The sequence below is a fragment of the Agrobacterium vitis genome, assembly GCF_037039395.1.
GTDB lineage: Bacteria > Pseudomonadota > Alphaproteobacteria > Rhizobiales > Rhizobiaceae > Allorhizobium > Allorhizobium vitis_E.
Genome location: NZ_CP146243.1, coordinates 142,936 through 163,656, shown reverse-complemented (window position 1 = coordinate 163,656; position 20,721 = coordinate 142,936). Strand labels below are relative to the sequence as shown.

The 20,721-nt window shown below is 56.0% G+C and carries 17 protein-coding genes and 1 pseudogene; 11 read left to right on the top strand and 7 right to left on the bottom strand.

The window, feature by feature from the left end; all coding sequences use genetic code 11:
- Positions 1-96: 96 nt before the first annotated feature.
- The 10 genes and pseudogenes from V6582_RS21225 to V6582_RS21180 form a co-directional block, all read left to right on the top strand.
- The gene (locus V6582_RS21225; protein ID WP_197434506.1) at positions 97-1,122 is read left to right on the top strand and encodes an ABC transporter substrate-binding protein; all 1,026 of its coding nucleotides are present in this window, start codon (positions 97-99) and stop codon (positions 1,120-1,122) included.
- A 92-nt stretch (positions 1,123-1,214) separates the two neighbouring features.
- Positions 1,215-2,465, top strand: a complete 1,251-nt coding sequence (locus V6582_RS21220; RefSeq protein ID WP_156634583.1) for an ABC transporter permease — start codon at positions 1,215-1,217, stop codon at positions 2,463-2,465.
- 2 nt (positions 2,466-2,467) lie between these two features.
- Positions 2,468-3,277 (top strand): ABC transporter permease, encoded by an 810-nt coding sequence (locus tag V6582_RS21215; RefSeq protein WP_156634584.1) that lies wholly within the window; start codon positions 2,468-2,470, stop codon positions 3,275-3,277.
- Between the two features lie 33 nt (positions 3,278-3,310).
- Positions 3,311-4,060 carry an electron transfer flavoprotein subunit beta/FixA family protein gene (locus V6582_RS21210; protein ID WP_156634567.1) on the top strand — a complete coding sequence of 250 codons (750 nt, stop codon included), beginning with the start codon at positions 3,311-3,313 and terminating at the stop codon, positions 4,058-4,060.
- Between the two features lie 13 nt (positions 4,061-4,073).
- Entirely contained in the window at positions 4,074-5,003 is a 930-nt protein-coding gene (locus V6582_RS21205) for an electron transfer flavoprotein subunit alpha/FixB family protein (protein WP_156634568.1), read from the top strand.
- A 130-nt stretch (positions 5,004-5,133) separates the two neighbouring features.
- The gene (locus V6582_RS21200; RefSeq protein ID WP_156634569.1) at positions 5,134-7,581 is read left to right on the top strand and encodes a GcvT family protein; all 2,448 of its coding nucleotides are present in this window, start codon (positions 5,134-5,136) and stop codon (positions 7,579-7,581) included.
- Complete coding sequence (locus V6582_RS21195) at positions 7,578-10,025, top strand: GcvT family protein (protein WP_156634570.1); 2,448 nt, start codon at positions 7,578-7,580, stop codon at positions 10,023-10,025. Before V6582_RS21200 ends, V6582_RS21195 begins: the two co-directional genes overlap by 4 nt.
- A gap of 23 nt (positions 10,026-10,048) precedes the next feature.
- Positions 10,049-11,377 carry an aspartate aminotransferase family protein gene (locus V6582_RS21190; RefSeq protein ID WP_156634571.1) on the top strand — a complete coding sequence of 443 codons (1,329 nt, stop codon included), beginning with the start codon at positions 10,049-10,051 and terminating at the stop codon, positions 11,375-11,377.
- A gap of 515 nt (positions 11,378-11,892) precedes the next feature.
- A complete protein-coding gene (locus V6582_RS21185) occupies positions 11,893-12,609 on the top strand; it encodes an IS6 family transposase (RefSeq protein ID WP_156634572.1) in 717 nt (238 codons plus the stop codon).
- Between the two features lie 49 nt (positions 12,610-12,658).
- Positions 12,659-12,796: pseudogene (locus V6582_RS21180) on the top strand (helix-turn-helix domain-containing protein); the annotation flags it as partial.
- Between the two features lie 132 nt (positions 12,797-12,928).
- On the opposite strand, the gene V6582_RS21175 reads toward V6582_RS21180, so the two are convergent.
- From V6582_RS21175 to V6582_RS21165, 3 genes are read right to left on the bottom strand one after another with little or no spacing between them, the layout of a single operon-like run.
- Positions 12,929-13,483 (bottom strand): DUF4865 family protein, encoded by a 555-nt coding sequence (locus V6582_RS21175; protein ID WP_156634573.1) that lies wholly within the window; start codon positions 13,481-13,483, stop codon positions 12,929-12,931.
- Entirely contained in the window at positions 13,480-13,914 is a 435-nt protein-coding gene (locus V6582_RS21170; protein WP_156634574.1) for a cupin domain-containing protein, read from the bottom strand. Before V6582_RS21170 ends, V6582_RS21175 begins: the two co-directional genes overlap by 4 nt.
- Positions 13,911-14,312 (bottom strand): tautomerase family protein, encoded by a 402-nt coding sequence (locus V6582_RS21165; RefSeq protein ID WP_156634575.1) that lies wholly within the window; start codon positions 14,310-14,312, stop codon positions 13,911-13,913. The genes V6582_RS21170 and V6582_RS21165 overlap by 4 nt, the downstream gene beginning before the upstream one ends.
- Positions 14,313-14,419: 107 nt before the next feature.
- Between V6582_RS21165 and V6582_RS21160 the strand changes: the two genes are divergently transcribed.
- Positions 14,420-15,334 (top strand): LysR substrate-binding domain-containing protein, encoded by a 915-nt coding sequence (locus V6582_RS21160; protein WP_156634576.1) that lies wholly within the window; start codon positions 14,420-14,422, stop codon positions 15,332-15,334.
- Between the two features lie 141 nt (positions 15,335-15,475).
- Here the strand turns inward: V6582_RS21160 and V6582_RS21155 are convergent, their stop codons facing one another.
- The 4 genes from V6582_RS21155 to V6582_RS21140 form a co-directional block, all read right to left on the bottom strand.
- Complete coding sequence (locus tag V6582_RS21155) at positions 15,476-16,738, bottom strand: type II toxin-antitoxin system HipA family toxin (RefSeq protein WP_156634577.1); 1,263 nt, start codon at positions 16,736-16,738, stop codon at positions 15,476-15,478.
- The gene (locus tag V6582_RS21150) at positions 16,735-16,962 is read right to left on the bottom strand and encodes a helix-turn-helix domain-containing protein (protein ID WP_113094258.1); all 228 of its coding nucleotides are present in this window, start codon (positions 16,960-16,962) and stop codon (positions 16,735-16,737) included. The genes V6582_RS21155 and V6582_RS21150 overlap by 4 nt, the downstream gene beginning before the upstream one ends.
- 147 nt (positions 16,963-17,109) lie before the next feature.
- A complete protein-coding gene (locus tag V6582_RS21145) occupies positions 17,110-18,021 on the bottom strand; it encodes an HNH endonuclease (protein WP_156634578.1) in 912 nt (303 codons plus the stop codon).
- 569 nt (positions 18,022-18,590) lie between these two features.
- Entirely contained in the window at positions 18,591-19,781 is a 1,191-nt protein-coding gene (locus V6582_RS21140; protein ID WP_234889865.1) for a hypothetical protein, read from the bottom strand.
- Between the last annotated feature and the right edge of the window lie 940 nt (positions 19,782-20,721).

Here is a 20,721-nt window from a genome sequence, read left to right as displayed (position 1 = left end):
ATTTCAAATTGATCGTTCTTGGCCAGTGACTGAACGATAACAATCAGGGGAATGACAATGAAGAACAAAATCACGTCCAAGTTCACCTCGGCAGCTATGTACGCAGTCCTGCTGTCGGGATCGTCCACTTTCGCCCATGCAGCAGACAGCCTCACGATCGCGTCTTGGGGCGGTGCGTATCAAGAGAGCCAGGCAAAGGCCTACTTCGAACCTTTCAAGAAGGCGTCCGGCGTCAATATCGTAACCGATGAGTGGAGCGGCGAAACTGCGAAGCTCAAGGGCATGGTCGAAACCGGTACAACGAGCTGGGACGTTGTTGACGTCGAACCAGGTCACGCGCTGCAAGGTTGCGACGAAGGCTGGCTAGAGCCCATTGATTACAATAGCCTCGGTGGGAAAGACAAATTCTTACCCGGCGCTGCTCTGGAGTGCGCAGTCGGCAACGTCGCCTTTGCCTACATTTTTGCCTATGATGCTTCGAAATTCCCCAATGGTGGCCCGACAACTGTTGCAGACATCTGGGACGTCAAGAGGTTTCCGGGCGCACGCTCCCTTCGTAAATCCCCCAAGTCGACTCTCGAGCTTGCCTTGATCGCGGACGGCGTCGCACCGGCCGACGTTTACAAGGTGCTCGCCACCAAGGAAGGGGTCGATCGCGCATTCAAGAAACTCGACCAGATCAAGCCGTACGTAAAGGTCTGGTGGGGGGCCGGCGCTCAGCCGCCTCAGCTTCTTGCAGACGGCGAAGTGGCTATCACCACCGCATATAACGGCCGCATCTACGATGCCGTGAAAAACAGCGGAAAGAATTTCAAGATCGTTTGGGATGGCGCGGCTCTCGACTGGGACATGTGGGCGATCCCGAAGGGAACCTCCAAGCTCGAACTTGCAAAGAAGTTCGTTGCTTTCGCAAGCAAGCCTGAAAACCTTGCCGAACAGACAAAGTACATGCCGTATGGCCCTTCAAGCCTCGAGGCATCGAAGTTCGTTGATGCATCCGTCATGTCAAACCTTCCGACAGCTCCGGACAATTCAAAGACGTCGTTCTCGATCTCAGCTCAGTTCTGGGCCGACCACGACGAGGAACTGACAGCGCGCTTCAACACCTGGCTCGCTCAATAAGGCAACCCTCTCGGTGGAGGGGCAACCCTCCGCCGAGTTTTCAATGTCCGTTTTCGTTGGCGAGAGTATCGATGGCACTGCCTAAACATGACATGCCCTACAATGAGACCGTCGTGACAAAGACCGCATCCGGCCCAAACCTCGCATTGAAGAAGCGGCTCGAAAGGTCGCGTAGGGCCGGAAGCCTCAAGGCTCTGGGGCTCGTTGCGCCGCTTCTCGTGTTTCTCTTGGTGACTTTCCTGTTTCCGATCGGACTTCTTCTGGTCCGCGCCGTGGACAATCGGGAAGTTCCAAACGTTCTGGCTTTAAGTGCGCCGCTTCTGGCCCGATGGGATGGTCGGGAGCTTCCCTCCGATGAAACTTTCCGCGCATTTGTCGCGGATCTAAAGGCAGCCCCGCGTGATCGGATTGCCGAGTTGGGAAAGCGCCTCAACTATTTGGACGCAGGATTTCGCACACTGGTTACTCGTACCGTTAAGGAACTTGGTGACCTCGATCCGGCTAACACCAAGCAGGGACTGATCGCTATTAACGAAAAATGGGGGCAGGTCGCGACCTGGCAAACCATCCTGGATGGCTCGCCCGCGATTACGGATTACTACCTTTTGAAAGCACTCGATCTCAAGAAGGCACCCGACGGTTCAATCGTGATGGAAACACAGGACGCGATCTATATCGACGTCATCATCCGGACGGTCCTTATAAGTCTGTCAGTGACTATCCTTTGTGTCCTGATTGGCTATCCACTTGCCTACATGCTGGCTTCTACAGATCCCAAAACTACGCGCTGGTTGATGATGCTGGTTCTCCTGCCATTCTGGACGTCCCTGCTCGTGCGAACGACCGCGTGGCTGGTACTCCTGCAGAACAACGGGGTGGTAAATTCCCTTCTGCGAACGCTTGGCCTGATCACCAATCCATTGGAACTTGTCCATAACCGCGCTGGCGTCCTCATTGCGATGACCCACATCCTCTTGCCGTTTGTCGTCCTTCCGGTGCACGCCGTCATGAAAGGGATCCCCGGAACATATTGGCGGGCCGCATCGTCACTCGGCGCACCACCCTACAAGGCCTTCTTGCGCGTTTATCTCCCGCTCACATTACCTGGTGTGGGAGCGGGAGCGCTCCTCGTGTTCATTCTGGCGCTTGGCTACTACATCACGCCAGCCCTCGTTGGGGGTCCGAAAGACCAGATGCTGAGCTACTTCATTGCCTATTTCGTCAATCAATCGTCGAACTGGGGTATGGCAGCAGCACTCGCAGTTGTGCTGCTTGGCCTCGTCGTTGGTTTCTATACGGCGCTCGTTGTCGCTTATGGTCGGCGCACGGGAGCAAAAGCATGAGTATGGCAGTCTCGCTTCCAAAGGCCACCGGCGCACGCTGGCTACTGCGTTTCTTCTCGGCGCTTGTGCTTTTTTTCCTCATGGCACCAATTCTCGCAATCATACCGTTGTCATTCAATGCCGAGCCCTTTTTCACTTATCCCATGCCCGGCTTTTCGCTTCGCTGGTACGAGGACGTGTTTGCCTCGGCGGATTGGCAGTTGGCAGCGCGCAACAGTGTCATTGTGGCGATCTTTGCAACTTTGCTGTCGACTATCCTGGGTACCCTAGCCGCGATTGGCCTCAATCGACCGGACTGCCCCTGGAAGATGGCCCTGTCGGCCATCATCATTTCGCCGATCGTTATACCGGTCGTCGTCGCGGCTGTCGGTATTTTCTACTTTTATGCAGACATCGGTCTGCTGAACACGCTGACTGGATTGATCCTCTCGCACACTGCTCTCGGTGCGCCTTTCGTGATGATTACCGTGGCCGCAACGCTCGAGGGCTTCGACCACCGTCTTATGCGGGCCGCAGCCAGTCTCGGAGCCGCACCAACGACCGCTTTCCGCCGGGTTATGCTCCCAATCATCATGCCGGGTGTCGTTTCCGGTGCGATCTTCGCATTCGTCACCTCTTTTGATGATGTCGTGGTGGCTCTTTTTGTGACTGGCGCCGAGCAGAAAACACTTCCGCGGCAAATGTGGTCAGGCTTGAGAGAGCAAATCAGCCCGGCGATTACAGCGGTCGCCACACTTCTTATCATTGTTGCAGCAGCATTGATGCTGACGGCAAACGCCCTTCAGGCCCGCCAGGAGCGAGCCGAACCCTGACGCAGAATAGTGCGCTCGATCTCGGAGACCACCATGAAGATTCTTGTCCCTGTCAAAAGAGTGATCGACTACAACGTCAAAATTCGGGTCAAACCCGATGGATCTGATGTCGAGCTCGCGAACGTCAAGATGTCTATGAACCCGTTCGACGAAATCTCCGTCGAGGAAGCCCTTCGTTTGAGGGAAGCCGGCTTGGCGAAGGAAATTGTTGTCGTATCGATCGGTCCAGCAAAGGCGGAAGAAACGCTGCGAACTGCTCTGGCCATGGGTGCAGATCGTGCAATCCTCGTCGAAACGGATACGCCGGTCGAACCGCTTGCCGTCGCTAAAATACTGAGATCGATCGCTGAGGCAGAACAGCCTGGTCTCATCATCGTCGGCAAGCAGGCTATCGACGATGACTGCAACCAGACCGGTCAGATGTTGGCAGCCCTTCTTGGATGGGCTCAGGGCACATTTGCTTCCAAGCTGGAGATTGCAGAAGAAAAGGCGACCGTCACACGCGAAGTCGATGGCGGTCTGCAGACGATCCGCATCAAGCTCCCCGCTGTTGTCACGACCGATCTGCGGCTTAACGAGCCGCGCTACGCATCGTTGCCGAACATCATGAAAGCAAAGAAGATGCCACTCGACAAGACAACGCCTGCCGCGTTGGGCGTTTCGACGGAGCCTCGTCTCAAGCTGTTGAAGACAGAAGAGCCTGCGGGCCGCAAGTCGGGCATCAACGTTAAGTCGGTCGCCGAACTTGTCGAAAAACTCAGAACTGAAGCTGGCGTCCTATAGTCGGGAGATGACCATGACAATATTACTCATCGCAGATCACGATACCGTATCAGTGTCGGACCAGACAGCAAAAGCCCTTACAGCCGCTCGGAAGATTGGCAGTGTCGTCCACATTCTGGTTGCCGGGCACAATGCAAAGGGCGCAGCGACTGCGGCTGCGGCCCTTGAAGGCGTGGCAAGAGTCGTGATAGCCGACGCGGCCCATTTCGCAAACAATCTTGCCGAGCCACTTGCCGACCTCATTGTTGGTCTGTCTCCAGCATACGATACACTGATCATGGCGGCGACCTCCGTCGGCAAAAACGTCATGCCCAGGGTCGCAGCACTTCTCGATGTGGCTCAAGTGTCCGAAATCATCGAGGTTGTGACACCTGACACGTTCAGGCGCCCGATCTACGCCGGAAACGCAATCCAGACGATTCAGGCAACGGATACCAAGCGCGTCATTACCGTCAGGGCCGCGGCTTTCGAACCTACAGGGGTAGCCGGTGGCGCACCAATCGAAACAATAGATGCTTCGGTAAACCATGAGCTATCGACCTTTGTGGGCGATGCACTTTCGTCCTCGGATCGTCCCGAGCTCTCATCGGCCAAAATTATCATTTCCGGTGGTCGTGCGCTTGGATCCGCCGAGAAATTTTCGGAAGTGGTCTTCCCGGTCGCTGACAAGTTGGGAGCGGCTGTTGGCGCATCTCGCGCGGCGGTGGACGCAGGATATGCTCCGAACGACTTGCAGATTGGCCAGACAGGCAAGGTTGTTGCACCGCAGCTTTACATCGCTTGCGGCATCTCCGGTGCGATCCAGCACCTCGCCGGCATGAAGGATTCGAGGGTCATCGTCGCAATCAACAAGGACGAGGAAGCGCCGATCTTCCAGGTCGCCGATTACGGACTCGTGGCCGACCTGTTCGACGCTTTGCCCGAGCTTCAACGGATTCTGTAGTCGCAGCCGAGTCACTAAAGAGAAGTAGGCCGACGAGTCAACACGCCTATGCGCGAGTTTATCGGTTGCCAGAAATAACAAAAAATGAGGGGTGCTAGCGGCAGCCTCCTTGTCATTCCGGAGACAAACAATGTCTGAAGTACCAACAAGAGCGCGCGTTGTCATCATTGGTGGTGGCGTCGTTGGCGTCTCAGGCCTCTATCATCTTGCTAAAGCCGGCTGGACGGATTGCGTTCTGCTCGAAAAGAATGAGCTGACCTCCGGCTCTACCTGGCACGCGGCCGGCAATGTTCCGACGTTTTCGTCCTCCTGGTCGCTCATGAATATGCAACGCTACTCGACCGAGCTGTACAAAAAGCTTGGTGCCGAAGTCGACTACCCGATGAACTATCATGTCACCGGCTCGCTACGGCTCGCGCACACAGATGAGCGAATGTTGGAGTTCCAACGCGTCAAGGGAATGGGACGCTATCAGGGCATGGACATTGAGGTCCTTGGCGTAGACGAGATTACGAGCCGCTATCCCTTCCTGGAAACCCACGACCTCAAGGGCGCACTTTACGATCCGAACGATGGAGACATCGATCCTGCCCAGCTCACCCAGGCGCTTGCCAAAGGTGCCCGCGACATGGGTGCCAGGATCATCCGCTTTTGCCCTGTGACATCCGTCAGCCGCGACAAAGAGGAATGGGTTATCTCGACTGAGAAAGGTGACATCCGATGTGACTACGTCGTCAATGCCGCAGGTTACCGCGCACAGGAAGTGGGCCGCATGTTCGGCAGAAACGTTCCGATGGCGGTGATGAGCCATCAATACATCCTCTTCGAGGAAATCCCGGAACTCGCTGCATGGTCGAAGGAGAATGGTGGCAAACTGCCCCTTCTGCGCGATGTCGATAGCTCCTACTATCTGCGACAAGAGAAGACCGGGATGAATCTCGGTCCATATGAGCGTAACTGCCGGGCACACTGGAATACCGCCGAGGATCCGATGCCAGCGGACTTTTCATTCCAGCTCTATCCAGACGACCTCGATCGCCTCGAATGGTATCTGAATGATGCCGTCGAACGTGTTCCGATCCTTGGCACCGCTGGTCTATCCAAGATCATCAATGGTCCTATCCCTTATACTCCGGACGGCAATCCTTTGATCGGGCCGATGCCAGGTGTACCCAATGCGTTCGAGGCATGTGTCTTCACTTTCGGCATCGCACAGGGCGGTGGTGCCGGAAAGGTGCTCGCCGAATGGATCACCGAAGGCCAGACCGAATGGGACATGTGGTCCTGCGATCCGCGTCGATTCACACATTATACTGACCAGCAATACTGTGTAGACAAGGCTATGGAAGTCTATGGCAACGAATATGCCATTCATTTTCCAAAACACATGTGGCCAGCAGGCCGCGACAGGAAGCTTTCTCCAATCCATAATCGCATCCAGGCACTCGGGGGCCAGTTCGGCGCATACAATGGTTGGGAACGAGCCAATTGGTACGCGCAGCCCGACGACGACACGTCAGAACACTCAACCGAGACATTTAGCCGAGATGGACCGTGGCAGCAGCGCATTCGTGAAGAATGCCTTGCTGTTCGTGACCATGCAGGCATCCTCGACCTTCCGGGCTTTTCGCGATTCAAGGTCGAAGGCCCCGGCACACGCGAATGGCTTCTGAGCATGACCACGGGTCTTGTTCCGAAGCCCGGGCGCATTGGTCTGGCCTACTTCGCGGACGAGAAGGGACGTATCGTTACCGAGATGTCGATCATGGCGAACGACGAAGACGAGTTCGTGCTCATCACCGCAGCGGTAGCCCAGTGGCATGACCGCGAATGGCTGGAGAAGCATCTGCCGAAAGACGGGAATGTCACCATCACCGACGTCACGGAACAGTATTCGTGCCAGATCCTGACTGGTCCGGCCTCGCGCGATATATTGGCGTGCGTCACCGCCTGCGATCTCTCTAAGGGATGGTTGACACATCAAACAACCGAGATCGCCGATCGCCCCTGCCGGATCATCCGCGTATCGTTCGCCGGTGAGCTTGGCTGGGAAATCCACAGCCGAGTCGAGGATACACCATCCGTATTCGATGCGATTTGGGAAGCAGGCAAGGGTTTCGGGCTGCGTCCGTTCGGGATGTTCGCACTGGATTCGCTGCGGCTTGAAAAGGGCTATCGCACCTGGAAGGGTGACCTTTCGACCGACTACACGATCCTGCAGGGCGGTCTCGACCGTTTCGTGAAGTGGGACAAGGAAAACTTCCTCGGCAAGGCGGCATTGGCGGGCGAAAAGCAGGCGGGCGTGAAAAAACGGTTTGCGACTTTGACTGTCGATGCAGGCGATTTCGATGCGCCCTACATGTCCACCATCTGGCTCGGCGACACGATCGTCGGGGAAACCACATCGGGCGGCTATGGGCACCGCGTCGGCAAGTCAATTGCCCTCGGCATGCTGCGCTCCGAGCTGCATGAACCGGGCACCAAACTCGAAATTGAAATTTTTGGCCAACGACATGCGGCTACCGTCCATACTGACGAACCGCTCTGGGACCCTAAGAACGAAAGAATTCGCGCATGAGTAACCTTCCTGCCAAGGCACGCGTCGTCATTATCGGCGGCGGCATTTCCGGTTGCTCGGTGGCATACCACTTAGCGAAACTGGGATGGACCGACATCATTCTGCTCGAACGCAAGCAGTTGACATCGGGAACGACGTGGCACGCAGCCGGCCTCATCGGCCAGCTTCGCGCCTCGCAGAACATGACACGCCTGGCTAAATACTCGGCCGATCTTTACGTGAAGCTCGAAGAGGAGACCGGCATTGCGACCGGCATGCGTCAGAATGGCTCGATCACGGTTGCCTTGACACACGAGCGTAAGGAAGAAATCTACCGTCAGGCGACACTGGCGAGGGCATTCGACATCGATGTGAATGAAATCTCGCCGGAGGAGGTCAAGAACCTCTATCCGCACCTCAACATCGCAGACGTCGTCGGCGCGGTGCATTTGCCCTTGGACGGGCAATGCGACCCCGCCAATATCGCCATGGCGCTGGCAAAGGGCGCACGTCAGCGTGGCGCGAAAATCATCGAGAATGTCAAGGTAACCGCGGTCAATGAGAAGGATGGCCGCGTTACGGGCGTGTCATGGGCACAGGGCGAAGATGAAGGGACGATCGAGACGGACCTGGTCGTCAATTGCGGTGGCATGTGGGGCCGTGACCTTGCGGCCCGCTCCGGGGTCACCTTGCCTCTTCACGCGTGCGAGCATTTCTACATCGTCACCGAAGCCATCGAAAACCTCTCGCGGCTTCCCGTTCTTCGCGTGCCGGACGAGTGTGCCTACTACAAGGAAGACGCGGGCAAGATGCTGCTTGGCGCGTTCGAGCCGAAGGCAAAGCCATGGGGCATGAATGGTATTCGCGAAGATTTCTGCTTTGACCAGCTGCCGGAAGATTTCGATCACTTCGAGCCTATCCTGGAGAAGGCCGTCAACCGGATGCCGATGCTTGAAACAGCCGGCATTCACACCTTCTTCAACGGGCCGGAAAGTTTCACGCCGGACGACCGTTATTATCTTGGCGAAGCGCCCGAATTGAAGGGCTACTGGGTTGCCGCCGGTTACAATTCCATCGGCATCTCGTCGTCGGGTGGCGCAGGATTTGCACTCGCCCAGTGGATGAATGACGGCGAAGCTCCGTTCGATCTCTGGGAAGTCGACATCCGGCGTGCCCAGCCATTCCAGAAGAACCGCGCCTACTTGAAGGAACGTGTGACGGAGACACTTGGTCTCCTATACGCAGATCATTTCCCCTATCGGCAGGTTGCGACATCCCGCGGAATTCGTCGGTCTCCATTGCACGAGCATCTGAAGGCGCGAGGTGCCGTGTTCGGCGAAGTTGCCGGCTGGGAGCGCGCCAATTGGTTCGCAAACGAAGGGCAAGAGCGCGAGTACCGTTACAGCTGGAAACGGCAGAACTGGTTCGAGAACCAGAAGCAAGAGCACCTTGCCATCAGAAACGGCGTCGGTCTGTTCGACATGACCTCCTTTGGCAAAATCCGTATCGAAGGTCGCGATGCCCTGGCGTTCCTTCAAAGGGTTTGCGCCAACCAGATGGATGTCCCTTCAGGCCGTATCGTCTACACGCAGATGCTGAACAATCGCGGCGGTATCGAGAGCGACCTCACAATTACGCGCCTCTCGAACACCGCCTTCTTCGCGGTCGTTCCAGGTGCCACGCTGCAACGCGACCTTGCCTGGTTTCGCAAGCAGATTCAGCCGGAGGAGTTCGTCGTTGTCACAGATATCTCAGCGGCCGAATCCGTTCTGGTGCTGATGGGACCGAAGGCTCGCGATGTCATCACCCGGGTCAGCCCCAATGACTTTTCCAACGCCGCATTCCCGTTTGGAACAGCTCAGGAGATTGAGATCGGGATGGGCCTGGCCCGCGCGCACCGTGTCACGTATGTCGGCGAGTTGGGCTGGGAATTGTACGTGTCGAGTGACCAGACAGCGCACGTATTCGAAGCGCTTGAGGACGCCGGGAAAGAAGTTGGCCTGAAGCTTTGCGGGTTACACGCTCTGGACTCCTGCCGTATCGAAAAGGGCTTCCGCCATTTTGGCCATGACATCACCGACGAAGACCACGTTCTGGAAGCAGGGCTCGGGTTCGCCGTCAAAACTAACAAGGGTGACTTCATAGGTCGGGATGCCGTGGTCCAAAAGCGGGAGACCGGTCTTGAACGCCGGATGTTGCAGTTCAAGCTGCGTGATCCGGAACCCTTGCTTTTCCACAACGAAGCCTTGGTGCGCGATGGGGAAATCGTCTCGATCATCACATCCGGCAATTACGGCCATCACCTCGGAGGAGCAATCGGCATGGGTTACGTGCCGTGCAAGGGAGAAACCGAGGAACAGGTCCTTGCGTCGGTCTACGAAATCGAAGTGGCAGGCCAGCGGTTCGCGGCGGACGCATCGATACGCTCGATGTATGACCCGAAATCAGAACGAACCAAGCTCTAACAATGGCCTAGGGAGTACTCAAAATGACGATCGCCAACACCGTTAATCTCGATAGCTACTGGATGCCCTTTACGGCGAACAGGCAGTTCAAGAAAGCCCCTCGCCTCCTCGCCTCGGCCGAGGGTGTTTATTATCAAGATGTCGACGGCAACAAGGTGCTGGACGGCACTGCCGGCCTATGGTGTGTGAATGCTGGCCACGGCCGGAAATCCATTGCCCAAGCCGTTGAGCGCCAGCTGATGACGCTCGATTTTGCGCCGTCGTTTCAGATGGGGCATCCTATCGCGTTCCAATTCGCCGAGCGCCTTGCCGATGTCGCGCCAGGCGAGGATGGCAAGAAGCTCGACAAGATCTTCTATACGGGCTCCGGCTCGGAATCCGTCGACACGGCGCTGAAGATCGCAATTGCATATCAGCGCGCCATTGGACAGGGAACGCGTACGCGCGTGATTGGTCGGGAGCGCGGCTATCATGGCGTCGGATTCGGCGGCATTTCCGTTGGCGGTCTCGTCAACAACCGTCGTGTATTCCCAACCCTTCCCGGCACAGACCATCTTCGCCATACCCACGACCTTGCCAAAAACGCATTTACGAAGGGCGGTCTTCCTGAACACGGCGCCGATCTGGCGGACGATCTGGAGCGCCTGGTTGGGCTGCACGGCGCCGAAACCATAGCAGCCGTAATCGTAGAGCCTGTTGCCGGCTCCACCGGGGTCCTGCTCCCTCCGAAAGGCTATCTCGAACGTCTTCGCGCCATAGCCGACAAGCATGGCATATTGTTGATCTTCGACGAGGTCATCAGCGGCTTTGGCCGTTTGGGTACTCCATTTGCAGTCGACTATTTTGGCATAACACCCGATATCATCACCACAGCCAAGGGCCTTACCAACGGTGTCGTTCCAATGGGAGCGGTATTTACCAGTTCGGCGGTTCACGACGCTCTCATGCACGGTCTGGAATCTGCAATCGAACTATTCCATGGCTACACGTATTCCGGTCATCCCGTTGCATGCGCCGCCGGTCTCGCCACGCTCGAAATCTACCAAAAGGAAGGGCTCCTAACGCGTGCTGCGGAACTTTCACAGCACTGGGAAACCGCTATCCACGCCTTAAAGGGGCGAATGAACGTCATCGACATTCGAACGATCGGTCTTGTTGCCGGGATCGAACTCGCGCCACGCGGAACCTCCGTCGGGACGCGTGCCTATGACGTCTTTGTCGACTGCTTCAACCGCGGCGTTTTGATCCGCGTAACCGGAGACATCATCGCGCTCTCTCCACCGTTGACGATTGAAACGAGCCAGATCGATGACATCGTTTCGTTACTTGCTGACGCAATCGATCGCGCCTAATGACATGAAGGGGAACGTGAATAACAGTGTTCCTGCTTTCCCGTTCCCCATGCCATCCAGAAATGCCCGCCTTGATAGGATATGAACCCTGGCCCTTTGCTCGGCGACACAGCTTTGACGGAATATGCCCATGTTCCTTCAGCTTAGAGAAGTAAGCATCCGACTTTCGGCCGAAGCCAATTTTACTGCTGGGATGAAGCCATACCCCGGTTGTAGGCATGGCCATGCGGCTTCGAGGACGCAGCGCGTTGATTGGTCGGAAGTCGAAGATGGCTTTAAAAACTGGTGGAGGATCGAGCGATCGCGCGCTACCATCATTTGGAAAATTATTCCGATCCGACTTATTGCTTTGTTAAGGAGCATGGGCCAGATGTCTCATCAATAAGACCCGCCACGCCTCGGACTTAGCTTCGGCTTCGAACTGCGCACCCCGGCGGGTTTCTTTCGTTTTGGCCATGGTATGAAGGGCATCGTAACGTTAACCGGACATCGATCAAAATGTGGGATCTGGTTGCATGACCAGATCTAGCCGTGATCCACTTTATCGTCGCCACCGATTTCCCGCTGAAGTTATTGCCCATGCAGTTTGGCTGTATTTCCGGTTTCCGCTTAGCCTGCGGATGGTCGAAGATCTGCTGGCAGCGCGTGGCGTCATCGTCTCTCATCAAACCGTGCGGCTCTGGGCTGAGAAATTCGGTAGACACTTTGCCAATGATATCCGCAAACGATCTACCGGCAGGCTCGGGGACAAATGGCATCTCGATGAGGTTGTCATCACCATCGTTGGAAGGAAACACTGGCTTTGGCGCGCCGTTGATCAGGATGGCTTTGTTCTCGACGTGCTGGTGCAAAACCGCCGCAATACCAAGGCGGCAAAACGTTTGATGCCCAAGCTCCTGAAAGCCCAAGGCCGTGCGCCGCGTGTGATGATTACCGACAAACTACGATCCTATGGTGCAGCAAAGCGGGAGGTCATGCCCGGCATTGAGCATCGTTCTCACAAAGGATTGAACAATCGGGCAGAAAACTCGCATCAGCCCGTCCGACGACGCGAGAAGATCATGAAGCGCTTCAAGTCAGCACGACATCTTCAGCGTTTCGTTTCCATCCATGACCCCATCGCCAACCTCTTTAACGTTCCCCGACACGATATCCCATCCGTCCACCATCGCGAACTGCGAACAGCAGCCATGCAAGCATGGCACCAAATCGCGCGCCTTCACGCCGCATGAACTAATTCCTCGCGCCAAGATGTTGCGTTCAAGGCGATAAGTTTACAGTGCCGACGGCATCTACAAGGGCAGGAAGAAGAATGTCGATGACGCCGAGATTCGCAGGCGGATCACGGCTGGTGCAACGAAAGCTGCCGTCGCTCGTGAGCTGAACATTTCCAGGATGACTGTCTACCGCGCCTTGGAAGGTCAAGGTTCGCCATAAGACTATGTGATCACGAGTTCACCATCCGTTCTTTGAGTTGGCCAAAATCGCAGCTTCGGGCCGACTGGGCCTATGGAGGTGCGTGACGTTTATCGGACAGGGCAATTTATTACATTAAGGCAACGAGATGTGGCCGACGTAATAGACTTGCCTTGTTTCTGCTATGACGGGCATTGTCGACCAAAGACAAAAATGCTCTAGTCGCCAATTCGTCGGATCGAATGCTGCGACGGCCGCGAGCGCGCCAGACCGCACTGCTGATTGCGCCTCGGCTGTGGCCGCATCGCGCTGGCTAGCGAGATCGGAATAGGCCGTAATTTGCCGGATCTCCCGTGTGGCAAATCGAACGCCCGTAAGGTCAGAAGCGGTTTGGGCATGCCATACTAGCCATGTCTGGATAGATGGCCAACCGAAATCCCGAGCCAGGCCCGCAAAACCGGGGCTGGACAGAAAGCCGTCGATGCCTTTAGGCTCATTCCAAAGATAGAACGGCGCATAAAGATTTTCGCGACTGGTAAAGCCAACACCCTGCTTTCGCGCATAAAGATAGGCCTTGAAGCGAAGGCGTGGAAATCCGTCGAGCAATGGCCCTTTATCGCGAATGCGCCGCTCAATGATTGCCATATCGTAGTCGGCAGGTAGGGTGAAACTGTACTGCATAGCAATCATTGCTTGAATTCCTCCTGTTGGACTGGACCTAACCAGCGGACGGCGGTTCCGTCTTTCACAGGTTGGACACTCAAATAACTGAAAGGGCTGAGGGGTGTTGCGCCATGCCAGTGACGTTCGTCGGGCGCAAACCAGATGGCATCTCCAGCGCGAACCTCGGCCGGATCGTCGCCTGCTCGCTGGACGAGCCCGACGCCATCGAGGACGAAGAGAAGCTGGCCTCGCGGATGGCTGTGCCAATGGGTTACAACTCCCGGCGAGACAAAGGCACGCATTGCCGTTATTTCACCTTCGGTTTGGCTGGAGAGGAGCATCTGGACAAGAAAGGATCTGCTAGAGATACCGTCAGGCGCAGTCGCGATCCCTTCACCTGCCCGACGGATGGTCATCTCTAATGGACAGGCCGTCTGCATGTCGAAAACATCGGTCATCGGACGCCCTCCGTTGAAGGCACTTCGGCTGAAACACCCGACGCGAATGACCAGTCCTCGAATGTAGAATTGGCAATGGCGACCATCACGTCCTCTGGCCTTATTCCGGGTGCCACTGCCAGGTTTTCGACGAGCCTTTTGTAGAAACGCGCCTTTGTTTCCCGCGAACGCGCCTTACCCGTGGTAATGTGGAAGAAGATATAGTCGTCTGATCGCGGGCCGCCACGATAGCTTCGGTCGAAGATCAATTCGCCCGGTTGGTGCTGATGGATTGCGGCGAAGCGGTCCAATTCCGGAACCTCGAAACAGTCGACAAGGGCACGGTCGAGACTGTCGGAAACTGCGGCGAGATAGTCGGCGGATTTGCCCGCAAGCAAAGATATTCGAGTGAAGGGCATAAGTTCGGTTCCTTGATGCGCATTGACAGGCACAGTATAGAACGACATTATCGTTCTGATAATCAGATTATTCAGGACACGTTATCCTGTTTTTTGGGACAATATTAATGCGCTTGACCAATCTCGATATGGACGCTCTGCGGAGCTTCGTGGCCGGAATCGAAGCAGGATCATTTGCGCAGGCCGCTGATCGGCTTGGCCGGTCCACTTCGGCTGTCAGTGCCCAGCTCAAGAAGCTGGAGGATCAGATGGAGACCGAATTGGTACGCAAATCGGGACGCGGCCTGGCTCTGACCGATAGCGGCGACATTCTGCTTTCCTATGCCCGGCGCTTGCTGAACCTCAATGACGAGGCCATCAGCGCCGTTCGCACCCCGGAACTTGAAGGCTGGATACGCCTCGGCATTCAAGAGGATTTTGGAGAAACGGTATTGCCGCGAGTGCTCGGCCGTTTTGCACGCGCACATCCCCGTGTTCGGATTGAAGGGCGTATCGCCCGGAATAGTGAGTTGCGAGATAAGATCGACTCAGGTCATCTTGACTTGGCGCTGGTGTGGGATGATATGACCGCGTCGTCCGCGGAAAGGATTGCCTCAGTGCCGTTATGTTGGCTCGGTTCGGCGGAAGATCAACCCGTTTGGCAGCAAGGCACGAATGATCCACTGCCGCTTGCCGCATTGGAGGCGCCGTGCCTACTTCGCTCCATTGCCTGCAGCCATCTTGACCGACAAGGTATTGCATGGCGAATTGCATTCGTCAGCCCAAGCCTTGGCGGAATGTGGGCAGCGACGGCGGCAGGCCTTGGCATTGCACTCCGCACGCCGTTTGGTCGACCAGCTTCAGTGCGCGTCCTCGATCCCGCCACAAGCGGTTTGCCGCAACTTCCCTCCCTTGGCCTCAGTCTCCTCCGTCCGGGGAAAAAGGAAACCCGGATCAGCGAGCATCTTGCTACGATCATTCGGCAAGCGTTGCAGGATGCACTTCCGGAGGCATGGATGTCTGAAGGTCAGACAGGGACCTAAACCGGACGATTTATGGCAAGGTCACAAGAGCCAAAATCCGGTCGATGAAATGAGGTAGATGTCTTTTGCTCTTGAAAGGAGCCGAACCACCGACCCGTTTGTCCAAGGACAAAGCGGTGGATATCGAGACCATTCTACTGCTTAAAGGACCTGCTCCGCGGCCCTCTGTAGCAAACCAGCCCGACTAGAGATGACCTTGCGAATTGCACTCAGGATGGGGTGCCTGATCCCCTCGTCAGCCAGTTCTGCAACAAGGGCATCGGCCTCGCTCACAATCCTTTCCGCCATCTGGGCAAGATCGCGAACAAGGATGCGCTGGGAAGATTTAGTGTCGGGCACCAATGCCTTCCAATGCTTCAGCTGAATCGTGTCGGGCACATCGCGGCCGCCAATCTTCATGGCGAGCCTCTTTGACAAGCGGGGATAAACAGCCGTGCAAACGACATCGTAGATCGGTGCCAGATCCGGTTCATCGGAGCCATAAAGCAGGGCGTAATTCTTGCCGTGAGCATCGGCGTTACCGACGAGATAATGGAAGATCAGCATGCGGATGAGCTGTAAACGATCCGCGACAGGTCTAGCGCAGGCCTGGTCGATCAGCCCGAGAGCCCGTTCTGTCCCCGGTCCGCCCTCGGCCTCATACTTCAGTTCCGGCGGGACGCTAAGGGCCTGGCAAAAGTCTTCCTGGTGTAGGCGCTCAATGATGCCGTCTGCAGCTTTCGTCCGATCATAACGCTCAACCAGGAGAAAGGCGGTCGCCCCGTCTAGGCGTATCTCGACATCGGGTACCGGCAGCTTAAGGCGGGCAGCCAGCCGCATACAAAAATACTCGTTCTCCACCGTGCCTTCCAACGCCTGGATGACTGGCTTCAAAATATGGGTCGTTGGTCTGCCGTCTTTTGCCAAGGCAATGGAATCTCCATCGACAATGACCGCCAGTTTATCCTGCGCGCCGGCGAGCGATAGGCGAATGCCCTCGTCTCCGCCAAGCAAAGGCCGGGTCCGTAGCCTGCTGAGAATTTCATCCAGACGTTCTGAAGTGAGAATTTCGGCGTGGGATCGGCTAGGAGGTTCGGGCGCCGTGCCTGTCGGGTAGAGTGACAAAGCACCTGCGCACTCGCCCCCGATAACTTCCAGTAGCCCGAAGGCATTGCCTGCTGAGAGGCCGAGCGCACCAGCGAGGCGTTGCCGCGCCCCCTCGTCCGGCAAGAGACCGGAGAAAAAAGGGCGCACCACCTGATCACCAAAGGGCTCTTCTTGCAGGGGCATCGAGAACGAGATCGCACGCGATAGTTGGTGCAGGAGATACGCGCCATCATAGGCAAAAGTCAGCAAGCCGTCGTCAAGCCGGCTGAGTACGCCCGCCTTGGTGTCGCGAAAATAGACGTCCAATACGCGGGTCATGATCGCGAACCTTGGCGACGGCCGATGGAAACGACGAGACCAAGACCAGCTAGGACTTGCATCGCACGGCCGATCTGGCAGCTCTCTTTGCCGGCCTCGAGTTCACGCAGAAACCGGACGCCTACGCCAATTACCCCGGCGAGTTGCTCTTGGGTTAACCCTTGCTGTTTGCGCTCCTGACGGATCAGCATGCCGAGGCTTTTCGTATCTTTGATCTTTTCCATAATCACACCTATCGGGACGATTATACTACCAGACGGCATAAAGGGAAGTCAAAAGAACCGATCGGGATGATTTCAGGTTTGTTTGCACCAACGGACCGAAATAGAACCGTACGGGATGAAACCACAGCGCAAGACTTACCCTAGCGCTCACTGCTTGAAGCAGTTCTCACGGTGCCATCTCAGGAACTGGGGATGTGGCCGCTCGAAGACCCGGCAAGGCACGATCGCCTTCCCGGTCTTGTTGAGGAGTCCTTGGATGCTGTCAGGATCATTCGCGTGACGCGATATCAGGATATCAAGATCGTCCGAAAGGCCAATCAGACCGCGGTCAAACATCCAGTGTGCGGTACCCGAAAGCGCAATTCCGTTGGAAAGAATGTCAGGTCCACTCGCTTCTACGGGGCGAATATGTGCGGCATCGACCTCCGCCCGGCCACCACCGTTGATGAGCTTCAATCCCGTGATGGCGCATCGTTTATCATAGGCCTGAAGAACGAGCCGGCGAAACAGCCGATTTCGAACGATCCGCGACGAGAGTTGCATAACCCGGTCGCGCTCCTGCTCGAATATGAACGGCGCTTGAGCTTCATCTGCAAATCCATCGATCGCAGGAGTGAGCAGCGGCTCATCCAACCGAGGCAGTTCAGGCTCATGCTCGTCTATGCCGATCGATACGATGCGGTTGAAATCTGCTGCGGATATCGGCCGGACTGCCGCCTGTGCCCTGCCCGAAATGCGGCCTTCTTCATTCAGCACGCCTCGTTCTATGACACCCTCTGGCCCACTGAACGGAACGGGATTGATGAAGTCGAGATAGCTACCGTGTTCGATCAGCGCCAGATACATGCCGGGCGCCTTCGGATCAGGAATAACCCTTTCAACTTTGGCGACAGCAAAATAGCCGCGGGTCGCGGCGACCTTCCGAGGCTCGTAGTAAACGATCCAGTCACCCACACACGCCTGGACACGACCGAGATACTGGCCTGGGAACTGGTATTGTTCGGCCGGGCTGTCGTCGTAAATCGAATCTGATCGGTGAATGAAAACCCCGAATCCCATCCGCAACCTTTAGCATGAGGCTCTTGATGCTTCATCTGAAATCTGGGGATTAAGCCTGGGGGCCAAATGCTCGCAGCTGCGGCAAAACCATTTGTTAAACGTCCGCTCCTATTCCCGCCCGCCCTCGGCACTGGTGCCGAGAGAAATGGAATAAGAGCATGGTAAAACACGATCTTTCAATTCATCACTTTCAACGAAAAATCTCGGATTTCTGCGAGGTGCGCATTGCCCAAATCGCCTCAAAGCGGGTGGTGGATTGCATTCGGTCCTATCTCATAGGGCTCGTCATCCACCGCCGACCACCACCGATCGTGAATGGCCGTATGGACTGGACGGCCATTGGCCAGACATGTGGGATTGAAGGCGAAATGAAAGCGGAGTTGAAGAAGCAGCTGCGTCCAGGTTTGGACGCGATTATCCGCTGGCTTGGAGCGCCACCTGTCGCCGAGGACATCCTGTCCACAAAACCACGTGCGAAATCGAAGAAAGCCGTTCCCCGCAAGTCGGAAACTGTGACGCGTTCCAGGCCGCAACAGATCCTCTCAGACAAGATCCCGGCTCAATCTTCGTCAATGCCAAGAGAGCCCCAACCGAAACCGATTAGTCCGTTTCCTGAACCATTGTTCGAAGCAACCGATGATCCGACCGGCTTCCATGATGCACTCGTTTATCAGATGCGTCGGTTCGGCGAGAGCTACTGGCAACTGTATCGCGCCGTTATTCGATTGGGCGAGACTTTCGATGACAAGACTCACCATGATCGGCTCGAACGGATCGCGATGCACCCGCATGACACGCTGGATTTCCTTCGAGCGATTGGCAGCGTGCCGGTGGAATGCATCGCAGGCGCCGTGCCAGTCACGCGCCGCAAAGTCTATCTCCTCTGGCGCGATCAGCCCTTCGATTGGCTGAACCTTCTTCAGGAGCTCCGGATGCTGGCGGATCCAGCCCACCTCCGCCCGGGTGAGAGCTTGGGCGACCATCAGCATGTCTTCTTCCCACTTGGTATAGAAGCCACGCCGCTGCTCGCGCCATTGCAGGTACCAATCCCATACGCCTGGGAAGATTAGCAGGCCAAAGGTCAGTTGGCTGAGCGGCACGCCGCGCCCTTTGACGACGCCGGCAGGTGAGGCGGCGAGCGCCCCGAACATGAGGCCTAGATGCTCGACCTTCTGGGATGCGGTTTCCTCTCCCCAAACTCCATTTCGTTGGAAGCCGATCGCGGTCAGCGTTGATGTCTTGAAGCGGATCAGATCGGCCATCTCCATAGCCAGCCGCGGCGGCGCATCGACGACGCCGGACAGGAGATCAGGATCTTCTAAGGCTTGCGTATTGTGGGTCCTGCTTTCTGGAGTGATCTGCGATCGGGGTGACAGGGCTGCCCCACCATAGGTGACGCCTGGAAACCGAATTGCATAACGCTGTTTGATCGCCGCCGCCTGGTAGCGGCGATAGTCGGTCGAGCCCGAGATGATGACCCTGCGCACCCATTCGATGATTTCCTCCCGCTTGGAGAACGGCAGACTGCTGAAATCGTCCGGAAGATGCCATGCAAGGCGGCGCCGTTCCGCAGCGCTGATGTCCTCGCCATCAATTGCTTCCACGTTTGCAAATACCGTCTCAAGCGCATCAGTCATGCGCTGCGCTGTTCGATGGGAAACAGTGAATTCCTTGCAGATTTCATCCAAACTGATTCCGACCCGCCGCGTGGCCGCCAAACGCGCCAACCTTATTAAATCCTGCGCCTTTGAGAACGACATGATTGAGTTATCGACCTTCAATTATGACAATTATGGACACCTTATACACGTTATGGATGAATTTGTGCTCTGTCGAGATAGAAGCCGCTCTGCGGGACTTCGCTCGATTAGAAATCTACAATGCTAATGACAGACGTCGGTTAGAGCTTTTAATCTGCCTTGGAAAACCGTGCCTGCCAGGCCTCCATGACGGCTACTTTCTCAGGCACGATCACGGCTTGTCGGGCCGCCCAGGCCAACACCAACCGAACTTCGTCGGCGAGTCCAAGTTGGGAGAAGAACCTCTTTGAGGACAATAACAGCCTCCTCTTCATCTGCCAAAATTCCTTCCGAGTCCAACTTCCAGTTCGCTGCTTTCGCAGATGACACCTGCTGCCATAAACAATTAAAGCACGGATTTTAAAAGATATTTCACTGAATTCCGTAAATTTTGGAAAATTATTTCCCCATCGGGAAAATTTCTTGCAACTAGCATTTTAAGACCTCTCAAAGCCCCTTCAAAGCGTGTTTGAAGACCATTTGAAGAAGGTCGTAGATCAGGCGAATAGCTTTGCTTGATTTGGGATCAAGCTCAGGCAACATGCGGCAGCAGGCAGCGCTTCTCTTCTTCTTTTTGCTGAGAGGTGCGACATGAATGACCCGACTGCTTTTCTGAACATCAAACTCTTTGGGATGGAGGCATCTGCGAGCGGACAATTCGCGATAGCGGCTGTGGTGCTAATCGCATTTGCCACTTTGATCGTGCGATTCAGGCGATAAGAATGGGCCTCGTCAGCAACTTACTTGAGCTTGTCCCTTTGCCTAAACCAGGAGCGCAGACGGAACCCCTTTTGCTAAGCCCAGTATCCGGTATGGAACTTCTTTAAGTAGTTCGTTCACGATCTGATCGCCATGATATCAGACAACCACGCTGAAGGAGCGCTCGATGTCGCTTATCACG